We start from the raw sequence: 16,164 nt of genomic DNA on the forward strand, positions 1-16,164 counted from the left end.
CGCCCGGCGCCGCCTCTCACCCCGACCGGGTGATCCGCCTCCCGTACGCCGTTCGTACCGTGACCGTGAAGGCCCGTGACCGTCGTGGCCGTTCCCCCGCCCATCCGTTTCCCTAATCCACCGGGGAGCACATCGTGATTCCGTATCCTCCGATCGCCGAGCACGGGGTCATCGGCGACCTGCAGACCGCCGCCCTGGTCTCCACCGATGGCGACCTCGACTGGTGGTGCACCCCCCGCTTCGACTCACCCAGTCTCTTCGCCTCCCTGCTGGACCACGCCAACGGCGGCCGGTGCCGGCTCGCGGTCGACCGGGACGAGGTGCCGGAAGCCACGGTGAAGCAGCTCTACCTGGCCGGTACGGCCATCCTGATGACCCGCTTCCTCGCCCCGCAGGGCGTGGCCGAGGTCGTCGACTTCATGCTCCCCGACACCTCGCCGTCACCGAGCGACCGGCACCAAATCCTGCGCACGGCCCGGGTGGTGCGCGGACGGCTGCCCTTCGTGCTGGAGTGCCGGCCCCGCTTCGACTACGGCCGGGCCACCCACCGGCTCTCCCTGCCGGACGAACGCAGCGCGGTGCTGCAGGGTCCCGGCCAGGAACTGCACGTCCAGGCCACCGACCAGGTCGTGCTCCGCGCGGACGGTTCCGACGTCACCGCGCGGTTCACGCTGGACGCGGGGGAGATGGCCACCGTGGTCCTCACCACCCAGGCCCCGGGTGCCGCTCCGCCCGCCGCACCGGGCGGCGCAGCCGCGCTGGCCGCTTTCGACGTCTGCCGGCAGTTCTGGTACGGGTGGCTCAAGTCCTCCACCTACCAGGGGCGTTGGCAGTCCATGGTGGAGCGCTCGGCAATCACGCTGAAGCTGCTCAGCTACCATCCGACCGGCGCCCTGATCGCCGCCGCAACGATGGGGCTGCCGGAACAGATCGGCGGCGAGCGGAACTGGGACTACCGCTACACCTGGATCCGGGACGCCTCGCTGTCCGTCCACACCCTGATCAGCCTCGGCTTCCGCGACGAGGCGCTGGCCTTCCGCCGGTGGGTCCGGGACCGGATCGAGGCCTCCGCAGCCGAGCGGGAACGGCTCCAGATCATGTACCGCATCGACGGTGACCCGCACCTGACCGAGGAGTCCCTCACCCATTGGGAGGGCTATCGCGGTTCCTACCCCGTTCGTGCCGGGAACGCCGCCGCCGACCAGCTCCAACTCGACATCTACGGCGAAGCCGCCTACGCGTTCACCGCGGACGAGAGCGACATGGGGGCCCTGCGCGGCTGGGACGCGTTCCGCCGGCTCGTGGACTGGCTGACCGAGCAGTGGGACCGCCCGGACGAGGGCATCTGGGAGACCCGGGGCGGGCGCCAGGACTTCACCTACAGCCGCCTGATGTGCTGGGTGGCCTTCGACCGCGCCGTCCGCATCGCCCGGAAGTTCGCCCGCCCCGCCGACCTGGGGCGCTGGAGCGCGGAACGCGACGACATCCTGCGCCAGATCGTGCAGCGCGGATGGAGTCCCAAACGCGAGGCCTTCACCCAGCACTACTCGACCGAGGTCCTGGACGCCTCCCTGCTGCTCATGCCCAAGGTCGGATTCATCTCCCCCACCGATCCGGACTGGCTCTCCACCCTGGACGCGATGGACCAGGAACTCGTCGAGGACAGCCTGGTCTACCGCTACGACCCGGCCGCGTCCCCCGACGGACTGAGCGGCTCCGAAGGCACCTTCAACCTCTGCACCTTCCTCTACGTCGAGGCGCTGGCCCGGGCCGGCCGGATCGACCAGGCCCGCTACGCGTTCGACAAGATGCTCACCTACGCCAACCACGTCGGCCTGTTCGCCGAGGAGATCGGCCCCTCCGGTGAGCAACTGGGCAACTTCCCACAGGCCTTCACCCATCTCGCACTCATCGATGCGGCCCTCGCCCTCGACCAGGAGCTCGACCGCCACGGGGCTGCCTGAGCCTGCCGCAATCCGAGGCCGAGACGGGCCTTCGGGACGCGTGAGGACACGTGGTGCACGGGGCGGGTCCACCCGCCCCGCGTACCAGGTGACCTCCCCAGGAAAGGAAACCCGGCATGACCGGCACGATCGCCGCCCCCGCCGCGACCGGGCGCAGTGTCCTGATCCCGCTGGCGCTGGCCCAGTTCATCTGCAGTTTCGCCGGCTCCAGCATGAACGTGATGATCAACGACATCAGCGCGGACCTCGACACCAGCGTCCAGGGCGTCCAAGTGGTCATCACCGTCTTCCTGTTGGTGATGGCCGCGCTGATGATTCCCGGCGGCAAGCTGACCGACCGCTGGGGCCGCAAGCTCTGCCTGAGGGTCGGTCTCGTCACCTACGGCGTCGGAGCCCTGCTCAGTGCCGTCGCGCCCGGACTCGGCGTCCTGATCGTCGGCAACTCGATCCTCGAAGGCGTCGGAACGGCCTTGCTGATCCCCCCGGTCTACATCCTGACCACGCTGCTGTTCACCGGTACCGCCGCCCGGGCACGCGCCTTCGGCACCATCATGGCCCTGGGCGGTGTCGGCGCGGCAGCCGGTCCGCTGCTCGGCGGCCTGCTCACCACGGCGATCAACTGGCGTGCCAACTTCGGCTTCCAGGTCGTGATCGTGGCCGTGATCGTGTTCCTCACCCGCAAACTGGAGGACCCGCTCCCCGCCGACCGCACCCGGCCCTTCGACACCGTCGGCGCCGTTCTGTCAGCCGGCGGACTGATCCTGCTGGTCACCGGCATCCTCGCCGCGGACAACAACACCTGGCTGATGATCGCCCTCCTGCTGGCCGGAGCCGCGGTGCTGGGCGGCTTCTTCCGTTGGATCCGCCGCCTGGAGGACACCGGTCGCGAACCCCTGCTGGCCTCCAGCCTCTTCCACAACCGCACCTCGAACCTGGGCCTGGTCACCCAGAACGCCCAATGGCTCGTGCTGATGGGCGTGTCGTTCACCGTCGGTGCCTACCTCCAGGTCGTCCGCGGCTACAACGCCATCTCCACCGGAGCGGTGTTCACCTCCGCGACGCTCGGACTGCTCGCGACCTCGCTCGCCGCCGAACGCCTGGCCGAGCGACGGTCCCAGCGCTCCCTGATCATCACGGGCTTCGCCCTCACCACCGTCGGCATCGTCGTGCTCCTGCTGCTGGTGCGCGCCGTCGACTCCGTCTGGGCGTTCACCCCCGGACTGCTGCTGATCGGACTGGGCATCGGCCTGATGCTCACCCCCTCCGTCAACATCGTGCAGTCCGCCTTCCCCGACAGCCGTCAGGGCGAGATCTCCGGCCTCTCCCGCAGCGTCTCCAACCTCGGCTCCTCGATCGGCACCGCAGTCGCCGGAACGATCCTGGTCTCCGAACTCACCCGGAACAGCTATGCGGCGGCCATGGCAGCCCTCGCGCTCTGCGGCCTCATCGGTCTCTGCGCCGCACTGTTCCTGCCGCGCGACCGGACTTCCACCGCGCCCCCGCCGGCACCGGCCGGGGCCGGTGAGGCCCGGCACAGCACGTGAGAGAAGGACCCCATGCGCTACGAGTTCCGTATCGCCGGGGCGATGTCAGGACTGACCGTCCGCGAGGCCTTTCCGGAGCTGGAGAGCGTCTTCCTTCCGGACCAGACGTTGCTGTTCGGCCCCGTCACGGACGAGGCCCACCTCTACGGCCTGCTCAGCCGGTTCCAAGCGCTCGGGTTGCACGTCATGGAGCTCCGCCGGCTGCCCGAGCCGGAGGCGCTCCGCTGGCCGGGGAGCTGAACACCCCCCCGCGCCGGGACGGGCTGCGCCGGCCACGCCGGTTGCGCCGAACGGCGGACCGCCCGGGGTGCCGCCCGGCGCCCCGTCGGCCAGGCTGGGACGGTGGCCGGCCCGCCGCCCCGGACCCGGGCGGCCGGCGACCGGCGACGGGCCGCGACTCGGCGGCCCGGCCGCCGGCATCGACCGAGGGAGAGCGGAGTGGCGCAGCAGCGTGGTGAGCCGACCCGCACTGACCGGTTCCGCGCCAGGTCAGCCTGGCTACGGGGGCGCACGGCCGACCTGCGCGACGCGCCGTTCCTGCGTCGGCTGGCGGCCCAGCTGATCCACATCCACGTCCTGGACACCGCCACCCGCCTCGCCGCGCAGGCGTTCCTGACGGCCATCCCGGTGCTGTTCGTGCTGGCCGCCTTCCTGCCCCAGGAGGCGCGCAGCAGCGCCGCCGACTCGCTGCGGACCGTACTCGGCCTCCAGGGCAGCTCGCTCGACGACGTCAAGCGGGCGCTCCAGCCTGTCGGCCGGGAGGCGACCACGGACGCCTTCGGCGGCATCGGCATCCTGGTGACCGTGCTCTCGGCCACGAGTTGCAGCCGCATCCTGCAGCGCCTGTGCGAGCGAACCTGGCACCTGCCCCACCTTTCCGGGCGGTTGGCGGCGTGGCGGTGGCTCGCCTGGCTGCTGGTGTGGATCGTTGCCCTGGTCCTCCAGGGAAAGGTGCGGAGCGGATTCGGCGCGGGCGAGGCCCTCGGGGTCGTCCTCTACCTGATCACGGCCGGTCTGCTCTGGCTGTGGACGCAGCACCTTCTGCTCGGCGGGCGGGTCTCCTGGCTCCCGTTGATCCCGGGGGCCGTGCTGACCAGTGCCGGCCTGACCGCGCTCGCCTGGGTGTCGAAGCTCTACGTTCCCCGCTCGCTGAACCGCAGCATCACCCAGTTCGGCCCGCTCGGACTGGTCTTCACCCTGCTCAGCTGGCTGATCGTGGTGTTCACTGCCGTCACGCTCGGCATCGGCATCGGCTACGTGGTGGCCGGCCAGGGCCGGCTGGCCAGGCTCCTGGGCACCCCCGAGCCGACCGGGGAGGACGACGGCTAGAAGGCACGAAGGCCGGGCGGCCCCCTGAACGGGACCGCCCGCCCCCTTTGCCGAGCCGGAGGAAGTCGGAAACGATGGGAGTCGTCAGACATCCGCGTTGTCGGCGCGCCATGACTCCCCCGAGGTGACGACCATGGCCTCCAGCCCAGCGGCCAGGACGCGGGGCCACCTGGTGGACGGTTTCCGCGGTGACGCTGGGCCGTCGTCCCGGATACCCGGCGGCGACCCGGTGCTCGCGGCGCGGTTCGCGGTGCCCGCGACGCCGGAGACCTTCGTTCGCCGGCAGCGCCTGGTCGACCGGCTCGGCGACGGCCTGCCGACGTCCCTGCTGTTGGTGAGCGGACCGGCGGGTGCCGGGAAGACCCTGTTCGTCGCCGACTGGGTGGCCACGGCGCGACTGCCCGGTCCGGCGGTCTGGCTCACCGTCGAGCACGAGGACAACGCGCCGGGGGTCTTCTGGGCCTACCTGCTGGAAGCGCTCCGGTACCACGGCGTCGCCCTGCCGGCCGGCATCGGCAGTCCGGCCCGGGCCAACGAGGTCGACCACTCCCTGCTGGCCCGGCTGGCCGCCCACCTGAGCGTCCGGGACGAGCCCGTGATCCTCGTGCTCGACGAGTTCGAGCAGGTGTCCTCCGCGGAGGTGGCCTCCGGTCTGCACTTCCTGCTCGGCCACGCGGGTGCCGGTCTGCGCCTGGCCCTGCTCAGCCGGACGGAGCCGCTCCTGCCGATCCACCGCTACCGGGCGTCCGGCAGCGTGACCGAGATCAGGGCCGCCGACCTCGCCTTCCGGCCCGAGGAGGCCTCCGTGCTGCTGCGCCGGCACGGGCTCGCGCTGTCCGCCGGGAACGTGCGCGCGCTGACCGAGCGGACCGGCGGCTGGGCCGCCGGCCTGCGGCTGTCGGCACTGGCCGCCCAGGGCGCCGCCGATCCCGCGGCGTACCTGGCGGAGTTCGAGGCCGGGCAGAGCACGGTCGCGGACTTCCTGCTCGCCGAGGTCCTCGACACCCAACCGGTCGAGACCCAGGACCTCCTCCTGCGGACGAGCGTCCTGGACCGGATCCACCCGGACCTCGCCGACGCCCTGACCGGTCGCCCGGACGGCGCGCGGACCCTGGCCGCCCTCTCCCGGGCCAACGCCTTCGTGGAGCCCGTCGGACACTCCTGGTACCGGTGCCACCCGCTGTTCTCCGAGATCCTGCGCATCCACCTGGGAGCCCGGAGCCCGGGGCTGGAACGGGAACTCCACCGCAAGGCCGCCCGGTGGCTGGCCGGGGCGGGGCAGCTGACGGAGGCGCTTCCGCACGCCGCGGCGGCCGGTGACTGGGAGTTCGCCGCGTCTCAGGTGGTCGATCAGCTGGCCATCGGGCGGCTGTTCACCGGCCGGGATGCGGAGCGGTTGGACCGGCTGTTCGCCACGATGGCCCCCGAGGCCCAGGGACCGGCCGCCGAACTGGTCCGGGCAGCCTGTGACCTCACCCGGCACGACGTGGACAAGGGTGCCGAACACCTCCGGCGCGCGGAGGCGCTGCTCGCCGAACACCAGGGCGAGGACGACCCGGCGGCCCTGTTCACCCTGGCCCACCTGCGGGTGCTGGCGGCTCGGCTGGCCGGCTCGGCCGACCGGGCCCGGGCTGCCGCCGAACAGGCCGAGCGGCTGGAGGAATCGGTACCGAAGGCCCTGGTGGCGGGGCACCCGGAGCTGTCCACGCTGCGGCTGAACGACCTCGGCTCGGCGCTGCTCTGGGAAGGCAGTTTCGGCGCCGCGAGTGCGGCGCTCGCGGCGGCAGCGAGGACGCCCGCGGGGGCCACCACGGCCGGTCCGCGCCACGAGGCGCTGGCCTGCCTCGCCCTGATCGACCTGCTGGACGGGCGGCCGGGGCGGTCGGAGGCCCGTCTTCGGAGGGCCACGGCCGAAGCCGAACTCGCCGGCCTGCCGCCGGTCTCCCGCACCGGCGTCGGTCAGCTGGTGCTCGCCACGCTCGCCGTCGACCGGGACGACCTGCCGACGGCCCGCGCGGCGCTCGACCGGGCGGCCGGGTCGGCCGCGGCCCGGCACGATCCGGCGGTCGCCGCCGTCCTGGCGATCGTCCGGGCGAGAATCCTGCTGGCCGACGGCCGGGCCCGGGCAGCCCTGGACGCGCTCGACCGGGTGGACGACGGCCGTCCTCCGGCGGCCGGACCACTGCCGGCCTGGGTGACGGAGGGCGCGGCCGTGGTCGGTTCGGCCGCGCACCTCGCCGACGGCGATCCGGCCGCCGCCCTGGCGGTGCTGGACCGCGACGGTGCCGGGGGCCCGGACTGCGCCGTCGCGGCGGCCCGTGTCCATCTCGCGGCCGGGGACGGCCCGAGCGCCCGCCGGGCCCTGGACGCGATCCCCGACCGTGACTGCCACGGGCCGGCGGTCACCGCCCGGGTGTTGCTGGCCAGGGCACAGGTCGCAGCGGCCCTGGGCGATGAGGCCGGCGCCCGGCGGCTGCTCACCCGCGCCCTCACGGTCGCCAGGTCCGAGCAGGTGGTCCGACCGTTCCGGGAGGCCGGGCCGTGGCTGCGGCAGCTGCTACGGGCCCGGCCGGCGCCGGTGGACGACCACGACTGGCTGCCCCCCGACCTCCTCCCGGGGCCGCCGGGGGCGGCGGGCGGAGACGACGCGGTCCCGGACCCGCCCGTCGAGCCGTTGAGCGACCGGGAGATCGAGGTCCTGGAGAGCGCCGCACGGCTGCTCTCCACCGAGGAGATCGCCGCCGAACTGTTCCTCTCGGTGAACACGGTCAAGACGCACCTCAAGAGCATCAACCGGAAGCTCGCGGTCTCCGGGCGCCGCAGGGCCGTCCGGCGGGCCCGTGAACTGCGGCTGATCTGACCGTGTGAATCGGGGGGGCGGACGCAGCCGGGTGCTCAGTGGCGGGAGCGCAGCCAGTGCCAGCCGGCCACCACCGCGCCCGCACCCAGCAGGACGAGGAACACGGCGAGCCAGGAGTTGCCGGCGACCCGAGCTCCGGTGAGCAGCACCACGAGCACCCCGCCCACCGTCGCCGCGCACGCCCCCACGGTCCGCAGCACGACCAGGAGCAGGCCGGGGCGCAGCACGGACCGGTCACGGTCACGGTCCCGGACCGGCACGGGCCCGCCGCCCTCCGACCCGAGCAGGGCGAGGGTACGGTCCGCGAGCCGGTCGGTGGCGCGACGATACATCTCGCCGCAGGCGGGCACCCAGACGAACGGCACCACCGTCCCGATGACCAGCAGGGCCCCGATGCCGGCCCAGCCGAGCCACTTGCGGATCCGGCTCCGGGCCGGGTCGTCCGGGGCCAACAGGCCGATCAGGTAGGCCTGCCGACGGACGACGTCGAACCAGGAGCCCTTGCCGCCCTCGTCGACCGGGCCCCGGGACGCCTCCCGCAGGGCCGCCCTGGCCTCCGCACGCGTCGGATGGACGCCCTGCACCAGCAGGATCTCCACCGCCGCCTCCTGGTCACACGGATCGCGGCCGGCCAGGGCGCCCAGCTCCAACACCATCCGCAGCTGGGCGAGCAGTGCGCCGATGAACGCGACCGGCAGCAGGAGCACGAAGGGACCGCCGAGGAACGAGCCTTCCACCACGGAGCGGCGCACGCCCCGCCCGATCACCGCCTCGACGCTCTCGCCCCGCGGGGTCCCGGTTCGTTCCGCTTCGCGCGCCCGCACCACCGTGTCGGCCGCCTGGGGGCCCAGGAACTCCACCGTGAAGGCGGCCAGCCGCTCGGGCATGCGGGCAGGGTCCGCCCGGACCGTCCTCAGCAGGTCGCCCAGGCCGGGCCGTCGCCGCTGTGCGCGCTCCGCTCCGCCCATCAGTCGCAAGAATAGCCCCGCCGCTGCGGAGCCGCCCCGGGCGCGGAACTCACCCGGCGCGGGTGATGCCCCGCCGGGCCGCAGCCCGGTACACCGGCAATAGACCGCGTCTGCCACGGCGTTCGGGGCAGACCATCGATGTCAGGAGGCCCCCGGTGGACTACCCGTTGCTCAACATCTTCTTCACGACCATGTGGATCTTCCTGTGGATCATGTGGTTCTTCCTCCTGTTCCGAGTCTTCGGCGACCTCTTCCGGGACGACGCCCTGAGCGGCTGGGCCAAGGCCGGCTGGAGCGTGTTCGTGCTCGTCCTGCCGTTCCTCGGTGTGTTCGTCTACTTGATCGCCAGGGGCAAGGGCATGGGGAAGCGCGAGTACCAGGAGGCGGCCGAGGCGGAGCAGGAGTTCCGCACCTACATCCGGGACGCCGCCGGCACCACCGCCGCGCCCACCGACCACGTCGCCGAACTGGCGCGGCTCGCCGAGCTCAAGAACCACGGCGACATCACCGAGGACGAGTACCAGCGCGCCAAGGAGCTCGTCCTCACCTGACGCGCCCCTGGACAGCGCCCCGGCCCGGTGGCCCCCTTCCCGTCGGTGCCACAGGCGTGGGTCAAGGTCGAAGACGGCGGTCACCTGGTCGCTCCAGCGCTCGGCGTGGGTGGCGGCGCGTTCGACGTAGGCCTCGACGGCGGCTCGGCGGCGGGCGCACGCCGGAGCCTGACCCGGTCACCTCCGAGGCCGTGCGCCACAGCGGAGGGCGGTGATCATCGAATGGGGGCGTCAGCCGGTCACGGCCTGCTCCAGCAGGTCGAGGGCGCTCAGCAGGGTGCGCGGGCCCGCGATGCCCTCCGGGTGGTCGGAGCGGCGCCAGCCGGGGCCGGTGACGAGGACCAGGGCGCGGTTGCGGGATCCGCGGGCGCCCCAGGCGGTGCGGACGACCTGCCGGACCAGCTCGGGGTCGGTGGTGTGCGGGCTCTGCGACCAGAGCATCACGGCGCCGGGGCCGAGCCGGCGCACGGCGTCCAGCAGCGCCCGGGGCGGGACGGCCGCGCCCAGCATCCGGAACGGCAAGGTGCGGCCGGTGAGCCCGGCCGCCACCGCGTCCAACGGGAGGGTGTGCTCTCCGGCTGCTCGCGCAGGGCGACCCGTACCTCCCGGTCGTGGGCGGCCCGGGTGGCGCGGACCCGGTCGACGGCCCGGCGGTGGGCGATGGTGAGCACCCAGGGCAGCACGGCGCCCCGGTCGGGCCGGTAACCGGCGGCGGTGCGCCAGACCTCCAGGAGCACCTCCTGGGTCACCTCCTCCGCGAGGGCGGGGTTGCGCAGCGTCCGCAGCGCGATCCCGTACACGGCGGGGGCGAGCGTCGGGTACAGCTCGGCGAGCGCGTCCTGGTCGCCGCGGGCGACCGCCGCCATCAGGTCGACCGGACTCGCCGCAGGTGCCGGGGCGCCGGGCTGCGCGAGAGGCCGTTCGCAGGTGGTCTGAGTCACGCTGTCACTGTGCGGCGGCCGTATCGATGCGGGCGACTCGCATCCATTGTGCATCGTTTTGAGCACCGGTTGAACCGGCGCAATCCGGTACGCGGGTGGGCTCCGAACATCCGGGCAGACGCCCGAGGGCGGGCCCGACGCACCGATCAGAGCACCCGACGAACCCCCCGAGGAACACCGATGACCGTCTCTGTCGCTCTGTTCACGCAGGACCTGAGACTGCACGACAACCCGGTCCTGCACGCCGCCTCCCGGGCGGCGGACCAGGTCGTGCCGCTGTTCGTCCTGGACCCGGCCGTGGAGGCGGTCGGTTTCGCCGCGTCCAACCGGCAGGCGTTCCTCGCCGAGTGCCTGGCGGACCTGGACGCCTCGCTGCGCCGGACCGGCGCTCGGCTGGTGGTCCGCCGGGGCGACCCGGCGGGGCAGGCCGCCCGGGTGGCCGCCGAGGCCGGCGCCGACACGGTGCACGTGGCGGCGGGCGTCAGCGCGTTCGCCCGGCGGCGCGAGGCCCGGCTGCGGGAGCGGCTCGGCGGCCGGCTGCACGTGCACGACGGGGTGCTGACCGTGCTCCCGCCGGGCCTGGTCACGCCGGCCGGGCGGGACCACTACGCGGTCTTCACCCCGTACCACCGGGCCTGGGAGCAGGCGCCGCGCCGGTCGGTGCTGGGTGCGCCGCGGAAGCTGTCCACTCCCGACGGCATCGACGGTGTCGCACTGCCGACGGCCAAGCCGGTGTCGCCCGCCCTGCCGGAGGGCGGCGAGACGGCGGCCCGTGAGCTCCGGCGGCGCTGGGACATCGATTCCTACGCCGACCTGCACGACGCGCTCGGCGCCGACGGCACCTCCCGGCTCTCCCCGTACCTGCACTTCGGCTGCCTGTCGGCCAACGAGCTGGCGGCCCTGGCGTCGAAGCACGGCGGCGAGGGGGCGGCGGGCTTCGTCCGGCAGTTGGCCTGGCGGGACTTCCACCACCAGGTGCTCGCCGCCCGTCCGGACGCGGCCCATCAGGACTACCGCACCCGTGAGGACCGGTGGCACCGGGACGAGCGCGAGGCCACGGCCTGGCGCGAGGGCCGCACCGGCTACCCGATCGTCGACGCGGGCATGCGCCAGCTCGCCCACGAGGGCTGGATGCACAACCGGGCCCGGCTGCTGACGGCGAGCTTCCTGGTCAAGACGCTGCACCAGGACTGGCGGATCGGCGCCGCGCACTTCCTGGAGCTGCTGGTGGACGGCGATCTGGCGAACAACCAGCTGAACTGGCAGTGGGTCGCCGGCACGGGCACCGACACCCGGCCCAACCGGGTGCTCAACCCGCTCCGACAGGCCGACCGGTACGACCCGGACGGCGCGTACGTCCGCCGCTGGGTGCCCGAACTCGCCCACCTGCCGGGACTGTCGATCCACCGGCCGTGGCTGCTCGCCCCCGACTACCCGGCCCCCCTGATCGCGCCGGAGGACCTGTCGGCCCGACTCCGTACCGCCCGAGCCCTGGACTGACCGGGAGGCCGCCATGACAGCACCGCTCACCTGCCTGGTCACCGGCGCCACCGGCTACATCGGCGGCCGCCTGGTGCCCGAACTGCTCGCCGCCGGCCACCGGGTGCGCTGCCTGGCCCGAGACCCGGGACGGCTGCGCGACCAGCCGTGGCGGGCCCGGGTGGAGGCCGCGCGCGGCGACGTCACCCGGCCCGAGACGCTCGCCGGGGCGCTGGACGGCGTGGACGTCGCCTACTACCTGGTCCACTCGCTGGGCACCGGGCCCGGGTTCGAGGCCACCGACCGGCAGGCCGCCCGGGACTTCGGTGCCGCGGCCCGGGCCGCCGGGGTGCGCCGGATCGTCTATCTGGGCGGGCTCGTCCCGAGCGGCGTCCCGCTGGCCCGGCTCTCGCCGCACCTGCGCTCGCGTGCCGAGGTCGGGCAGCAGCTGCGCGACAGCGGCGTGCCGACCGCCGAACTCCGGGCGGCGGTGATCATCGGCTCCGGATCGGCCTCCTTCGAGATGCTCCGCTACCTCACCGAGCGGCTCCCGGTGATGGTCACCCCGCGCTGGGTGAACACCCGGATCCAGCCGATCGCGGTCCGTGACGTGCTGCGCCACCTGGTGGCGGTCGCCGACCTGCCGCCCGAGGTGAACCGGAGCTTCGACCTCGGCGGCCCCGACATCCTGACGTACCGGCAGATGATGCAGGGCTACGCCCGGGTGGCCGCCCTGCCGCCCCGGCTGATCCTGCCGACGCCGCTGCTCACCCCCTGGCTCTCCAGCCACTGGGTGGGTCTGGTCACCCCCGTGCCGAACTCCATCGCCCGGCCGCTCGTCGAATCGCTGCGCCATGAAGTGGTCTGCTCCGAACGCGACATCGCCCTGTATTCGCCCGACCCGCCCGACGGCCCGGTGGGCTTCGACCGTGCCGTCGAGCTGGCGCTGCGCCGGATCCGCGACGCCGAGGTCTCCACCCACTGGTCCTCGGCCAGCCTGCCCGGTGCCCCCAGCGACCCGCTGCCCACCGACCCCGACTGGGCCGGCGGCAGCCTCTACCAGGACGTGCAGGAACTCCGGGTGCCCGCCCCGCCCGAGACCGTGTGGCGGGTGGTGGAGGGGATCGGCGGCGACAACGGCTGGTACTCCTTCCCGCTGGCCTGGGCGGTGCGCGGCCGGCTCGACCGCCTGGTCGGCGGCATCGGGCTGCGCCGCGGCCGCCGCGACCCGGCCCGGCTGCGGGTCGGCGATCCGCTGGACTTCTGGCGGGTCGAGGAGGTCGACTCCGGGCGGCTGCTGAGGCTGCGCGCCGAGATGCGGCTGCCCGGACTCGCCTGGCTGGAAATCTCGGTGGCCCCGGACGGCAACGGCGGCACCCACTACCGCCAGCGCGCCCTGTTCCACCCGCACGGGCTCGCCGGACACGTCTACTGGTGGTCGGTCGCCCCGTTCCACTCGGTGGTCTTCGGCAACATGGCACGCAACATCACCGGACAGGTCCCCACCGACCGCCGACGGAGGCAGCCGCGATGAACCGCCCCCTGCCCAGGGCCGTGGGCGCTGCGACGGCGGTGTCCGGCGTCGCCGTGGCGGCCCGCCCGGTGCTGCTCGCCGCCCCGTCCGGCCCCGACGGCACGGTGCCCCGGCCGGTGGCGACCTGCCTGCGCCCGCTCGCGCTGCGGGACGCGGCCTGTGGCCTGGCGACGGCCTGCGTGCCGGACGACCGCAGCCTGCGCACCGCCACCTTGCTGCGGATCGCCTCCGACCTCGACACCTGCTGGCGCACCAGCTCGACACTGCGGCAGGCCGAAGCCCGGGTACGGGTGGCGACGGTTGCACGCGGGCGGCGTCAGAAGTGCAGGACGCCGATGTCGCGGACGGTCTGGGCGAGGGCCCGGACGAGTTCGTTCTCTCCGTCCCTGCGCCACACCAGGGCGTAGGGAATCGTCCCCATGTCGGGGACGGGAATGAAGCGGACGTGGGACATGGACCAGTAGCGGGTGACGTGGGAGGGGAAGGGGTGAACGATCTCGCCGGTGCTGACGAGGTGGATCAGTTCGTCGGCGTTGGTGACCTGTTCGACGCGTTCGATCGGCTTCCCCCGGGCCGTGTGGAACGACAGGTAGGCGTCTTCCCAGTAGTCGGGCATGTCGGGTGGCATGGCATGGGCGAAGTCGGCCAGGGCCTCGAACGGGACGGAGTGCCGTTCGGCGAGCTCGTGGTCTGCGGCGACGGCCAGGACGCGGGGGTCGCGGAAGAGGATGGGGCCGACGGTGAGATCGGGCTCGTCGACGGGCAACCAGGTGAGGAAGACGTCCATGTCGCCCTCGCGCAGCCTGGCGAACGGGTCGAGGTAAGGCGCCCGGCGCAGCTGCAGTTCCCACTGGGGATGACGGGAGCGGAAGGTCTCCCAGTAGGGGTACATGTCGGGCACGTTGAACGGCAGCATGCCGACGCGCAGGCGTGCGGTCTTGCCGCGGCTGGCCATCCGGGCGCGTTCGAGGCTGTCGCGCAGGTTCGCGTAGACCGGCCGCAGGTCGCTGCGGAGCTGCTGGCCGAGCGGGGTCAGGCGGATCTGGCGGCGGTTGGAACGGTCGAACAACAGGCCTCCCAGTCTTCGCTCCTGGCGTCCGATCACCTGGCTGACACGAGCCTGCGTGAGGTGCAACCGGGCGGCCGCCCTGCCGAAGTGCAGTTCCTCGGCCAACGTCAGAAAGATCTCGATGTCGCGTATTTCCACCTGTGCCGCCCCGTCATAAGTCTCAGTTATCGGATCTTACTGATCTTCGACGTTGATGGGCGCGGTGGAGAGTTGGAAGATCGACAGCGGCCGGAACCGCCGCGCGGTGGTCCGCGGGCGGTGCGGCGCCCGTACCGGTGACACCGCACCGCCAGGAGGCCCGCCTGCGGCCGCCGACAGCGTGCCTGACGGGAGACCAGCTGTTGTCCCAGGGCGCCGGCACACCCGCACCCCCAGGAAGGACACCCTCATGAAGCCCCTCGCCGCCGGCGTCACCGTTTCACAGGAGGAGATGCGCGCCGTCGTCACCCTCGTTGCCCAGGTCGAGCACGCCCGGCGAAACGGCCTGCCGGACGCGTTCACGGAGCTGTCCCGTTAGGACGCGACCCGCTGACCGGCCTGGGAGAGATCTGCGCCTTCGCCCACCGAGCTCTGCCCGGCACGACCCGTCAGCCGCCGACCGTCACCTACGAAGCCGAGTCCATCGTGGTCATCCGGCCCGACCTCGCCGTGATCAAGATCCGTCAGCGGCCGATCAGCCCTACAGACCGGAGTACCACCATGACCATCGTCGATTCCGCGACCGTTTGCACCACCGACGCCGGTGAGCGAACACCCCTCACCAGGTGGCTCGCCGTCGTCGCGATGGCGGTCGGAACGTTCGCGCTGGTGACCGTCGAGTCCCTGCCCGTCGGGCTGCTCCCCTTCATCGGCAGCGCGATGGACGTCTCCGAGGGGACCGCTGGACTGATGGTGACCGTGCCCGGCCTGGTCGCCTCCGTCACGGCACCGCTGCTCCCGGTGGCGATCCGGCACCTCGACCGGCGGGTCGCCCTGATCGGCCTGATCACCCTCATGGTGCTGGCCAACGGCCTGACAGCACTGGCACCCAACTTCGCCGTCCTGCTGGGTTCGCGCTTCCTCGTCGGCATCAGCATCGGCGGCTTCTGGGCACTCGCCGCAGGTCTCGCCGTGCGGTTGGTGCCGGAGCGCTCCATCCCCCGGGCCATTTCGATCGTCTTCGGCGGCGCGACGGCCGCCAACGTCCTGGGCGTACCGGCCGGGACGCTGATCGGCGGGCTCGCGGACTGGCGGGCGGCGTTCGTGGCCGCGGGCGCACTGGGTCTCCTCGTGCTGGTGGCCCTGCTCCTCCTGCTGCCTCCCATGCCCGCCCAGCAGGTCGTTCAGCTGCGTACGCTGCCGCAGCAGTTCCGCCACCCCGTGGTACGAGCCGGCGTCCTCGCCACCTTTCTCCTGGTCGGCGGTCACTTCGCCGCCTTCACCTTCGTCAGCCCGATCCTCCAGGCCACCTCCGGGATCGACGAGGCGATGATCGGCCCGCTGCTGCTCGGCTTCGGCGTCGCCGGCATCCTCGGCAACTTCCTCGCCGGCGCGGCTGCGGAGCGGAACATCCGCGCGACCATCATCACCATCGGCGGCGTGCTGACCGTCGTCCTCGGGCTCTTCCCCCTCGCCGGTCGCACCCCGGTCAGCGGCGCGCTCCTGCTGATGGCATGGGGGCTGGCCTTCGGCGGCGTACCGGTCGCCGTCCAGACCTGGATCCTCAAGGCCGCACCCGAATCGACCGAGGCGGCCACCGCCCTGAACACCTCCGTCTACAACCTCGCCATCGCACTCGGCGCCCTCCTCGGTGGAATCGTCGCCACCCACCTCTTCGTCAACGCCGCCCTGACGACCGGGGCCCTCTTCACCCTCCTCACCTCCCTCGCCGTATGGAGCGCGCGCAGGAGCTGACCGGCGGACCGGACACGCCTGCGCACGCACCC

At 73.0% G+C, this 16,164-nt stretch carries 15 protein-coding genes; 11 read left to right on the forward strand and 4 right to left on the reverse strand.

Annotated features, from left to right (window positions below):
* The first annotated feature begins 134 nt into the window (after positions 1-134).
* The 5 genes from CRP52_RS29560 (at position 135) to CRP52_RS29580 (ending at position 7,697) form a co-directional block, all read left to right on the forward strand.
* Positions 135-1,964, forward strand: coding sequence for a glycoside hydrolase family 15 protein (locus tag CRP52_RS29560; RefSeq protein ID WP_097239177.1), 1,830 nt, complete (start codon positions 135-137; stop codon positions 1,962-1,964).
* Between the two features lie 116 nt (positions 1,965-2,080).
* On the forward strand, positions 2,081-3,508 hold the full coding sequence (locus tag CRP52_RS29565; protein WP_097239178.1) for an MFS transporter: 1,428 nt from the start codon (positions 2,081-2,083) through the stop codon (positions 3,506-3,508).
* A gap of 12 nt (positions 3,509-3,520) precedes the next feature.
* Positions 3,521-3,748, forward strand: a complete 228-nt coding sequence (locus CRP52_RS29570; protein ID WP_097239179.1) for a hypothetical protein — start codon at positions 3,521-3,523, stop codon at positions 3,746-3,748.
* Positions 3,749-3,946: 198 nt separating this feature from the next.
* On the forward strand, positions 3,947-4,837 hold the full coding sequence (locus tag CRP52_RS29575; protein ID WP_097239180.1) for a YhjD/YihY/BrkB family envelope integrity protein: 891 nt from the start codon (positions 3,947-3,949) through the stop codon (positions 4,835-4,837).
* Positions 4,838-4,970: 133 nt separating this feature from the next.
* Complete coding sequence (locus tag CRP52_RS29580; RefSeq protein WP_097239181.1) at positions 4,971-7,697, forward strand: LuxR C-terminal-related transcriptional regulator; 2,727 nt, start codon at positions 4,971-4,973, stop codon at positions 7,695-7,697.
* A 35-nt stretch (positions 7,698-7,732) separates the two neighbouring features.
* On the opposite strand, the gene CRP52_RS29585 is transcribed toward CRP52_RS29580, so the two are convergent.
* The gene (locus tag CRP52_RS29585; RefSeq protein WP_097239182.1) at positions 7,733-8,584 is read right to left on the reverse strand and encodes a hypothetical protein; all 852 of its coding nucleotides are present in this window, start codon (positions 8,582-8,584) and stop codon (positions 7,733-7,735) included.
* 236 nt (positions 8,585-8,820) lie between these two features.
* Here CRP52_RS29585 and CRP52_RS29590 point away from each other — a divergent pair, with 236 nt between their 5' ends.
* Positions 8,821-9,216 carry an SHOCT domain-containing protein gene (locus CRP52_RS29590; RefSeq protein WP_257032915.1) on the forward strand — a complete coding sequence of 132 codons (396 nt, stop codon included), beginning with the start codon at positions 8,821-8,823 and terminating at the stop codon, positions 9,214-9,216.
* A gap of 231 nt (positions 9,217-9,447) precedes the next feature.
* Here CRP52_RS29590 and CRP52_RS29595 read toward each other — a convergent pair whose 3' ends face one another.
* Together CRP52_RS29595 and CRP52_RS29600 are read right to left on the reverse strand one after the other, a co-directional pair.
* A complete protein-coding gene (locus CRP52_RS29595) occupies positions 9,448-9,726 on the reverse strand; it encodes a hypothetical protein (protein WP_097239184.1) in 279 nt (92 codons plus the stop codon).
* Positions 9,657-10,157 (reverse strand): sigma factor, encoded by a 501-nt coding sequence (locus CRP52_RS29600; RefSeq protein WP_257032916.1) that lies wholly within the window; start codon positions 10,155-10,157, stop codon positions 9,657-9,659. The genes CRP52_RS29595 and CRP52_RS29600 overlap by 70 nt, the downstream gene beginning before the upstream one ends.
* Positions 10,158-10,337: 180 nt before the next feature.
* Between CRP52_RS29600 and CRP52_RS29605 the strand changes: the two genes are divergently transcribed.
* The 3 genes from CRP52_RS29605 to CRP52_RS37775 are packed head-to-tail and all read left to right on the forward strand — an operon-like array spanning position 10,338 to position 13,577.
* On the forward strand, positions 10,338-11,657 hold the full coding sequence (locus tag CRP52_RS29605; RefSeq protein WP_097239186.1) for a cryptochrome/photolyase family protein: 1,320 nt from the start codon (positions 10,338-10,340) through the stop codon (positions 11,655-11,657).
* A 13-nt stretch (positions 11,658-11,670) separates the two neighbouring features.
* A complete protein-coding gene (locus CRP52_RS29610) occupies positions 11,671-13,170 on the forward strand; it encodes an SDR family oxidoreductase (protein ID WP_097239187.1) in 1,500 nt (499 codons plus the stop codon).
* The gene (locus CRP52_RS37775; protein WP_143685853.1) at positions 13,167-13,577 is read left to right on the forward strand and encodes a hypothetical protein; all 411 of its coding nucleotides are present in this window, start codon (positions 13,167-13,169) and stop codon (positions 13,575-13,577) included. The genes CRP52_RS29610 and CRP52_RS37775 overlap by 4 nt, the downstream gene beginning before the upstream one ends.
* Here the strand turns inward: CRP52_RS37775 and CRP52_RS29620 are convergent.
* Entirely contained in the window at positions 13,487-14,377 is an 891-nt protein-coding gene (locus tag CRP52_RS29620; RefSeq protein ID WP_097239189.1) for a LysR family transcriptional regulator, read from the reverse strand. The genes CRP52_RS37775 and CRP52_RS29620 overlap by 91 nt on opposite strands.
* A 250-nt stretch (positions 14,378-14,627) precedes the next feature.
* Here CRP52_RS29620 and CRP52_RS39945 point away from each other — a divergent pair, with 250 nt between their 5' ends.
* Positions 14,628-14,756 (forward strand): hypothetical protein, encoded by a 129-nt coding sequence (locus tag CRP52_RS39945; protein WP_257032917.1) that lies wholly within the window; start codon positions 14,628-14,630, stop codon positions 14,754-14,756.
* A 182-nt stretch (positions 14,757-14,938) separates the two neighbouring features.
* Positions 14,939-16,132: an MFS transporter gene (locus tag CRP52_RS29625; RefSeq protein ID WP_097239190.1), complete on the forward strand. Its 1,194-nt coding sequence runs from the start codon at positions 14,939-14,941 to the stop codon at positions 16,130-16,132.
* Positions 16,133-16,164: the final 32 nt, after the last annotated feature.

Source organism: Streptomyces sp. 1331.2 (assembly GCF_900199205.1).
Taxonomy (GTDB): Bacteria; Actinomycetota; Actinomycetes; order Streptomycetales; family Streptomycetaceae; genus Kitasatospora.

What these genes read in the sequence shown, in the direction of transcription:
- CRP52_RS29580 (WP_097239181.1), top strand. Translation starts at nt 4,971, where the DNA reads ATGGCCTCCAGCCCAGCGGCCAGGACGCGGGGCCACCTGGTGGACGGT.
- CRP52_RS29595 (WP_097239184.1), bottom strand. Translation starts at nt 9,726, where the DNA reads ATGCTGGGCGCGGCCGTCCCGCCCCGGGCGCTGCTGGACGCCGTGCGC.
- CRP52_RS29625 (WP_097239190.1), top strand. Translation starts at nt 14,939, where the DNA reads ATGACCATCGTCGATTCCGCGACCGTTTGCACCACCGACGCCGGTGAG.
- CRP52_RS29570 (WP_097239179.1), top strand. Translation starts at nt 3,521, where the DNA reads ATGCGCTACGAGTTCCGTATCGCCGGGGCGATGTCAGGACTGACCGTC.
- CRP52_RS29605 (WP_097239186.1), top strand. Translation starts at nt 10,338, where the DNA reads ATGACCGTCTCTGTCGCTCTGTTCACGCAGGACCTGAGACTGCACGAC.
- CRP52_RS39945 (WP_257032917.1), top strand. Translation starts at nt 14,628, where the DNA reads ATGAAGCCCCTCGCCGCCGGCGTCACCGTTTCACAGGAGGAGATGCGC.
- CRP52_RS29610 (WP_097239187.1), top strand. Translation starts at nt 11,671, where the DNA reads ATGACAGCACCGCTCACCTGCCTGGTCACCGGCGCCACCGGCTACATC.
- CRP52_RS29565 (WP_097239178.1), top strand. Translation starts at nt 2,081, where the DNA reads ATGACCGGCACGATCGCCGCCCCCGCCGCGACCGGGCGCAGTGTCCTG.
- CRP52_RS37775 (WP_143685853.1), top strand. Translation starts at nt 13,167, where the DNA reads ATGAACCGCCCCCTGCCCAGGGCCGTGGGCGCTGCGACGGCGGTGTCC.
- CRP52_RS29585 (WP_097239182.1), bottom strand. Translation starts at nt 8,584, where the DNA reads ATGCCCGAGCGGCTGGCCGCCTTCACGGTGGAGTTCCTGGGCCCCCAG.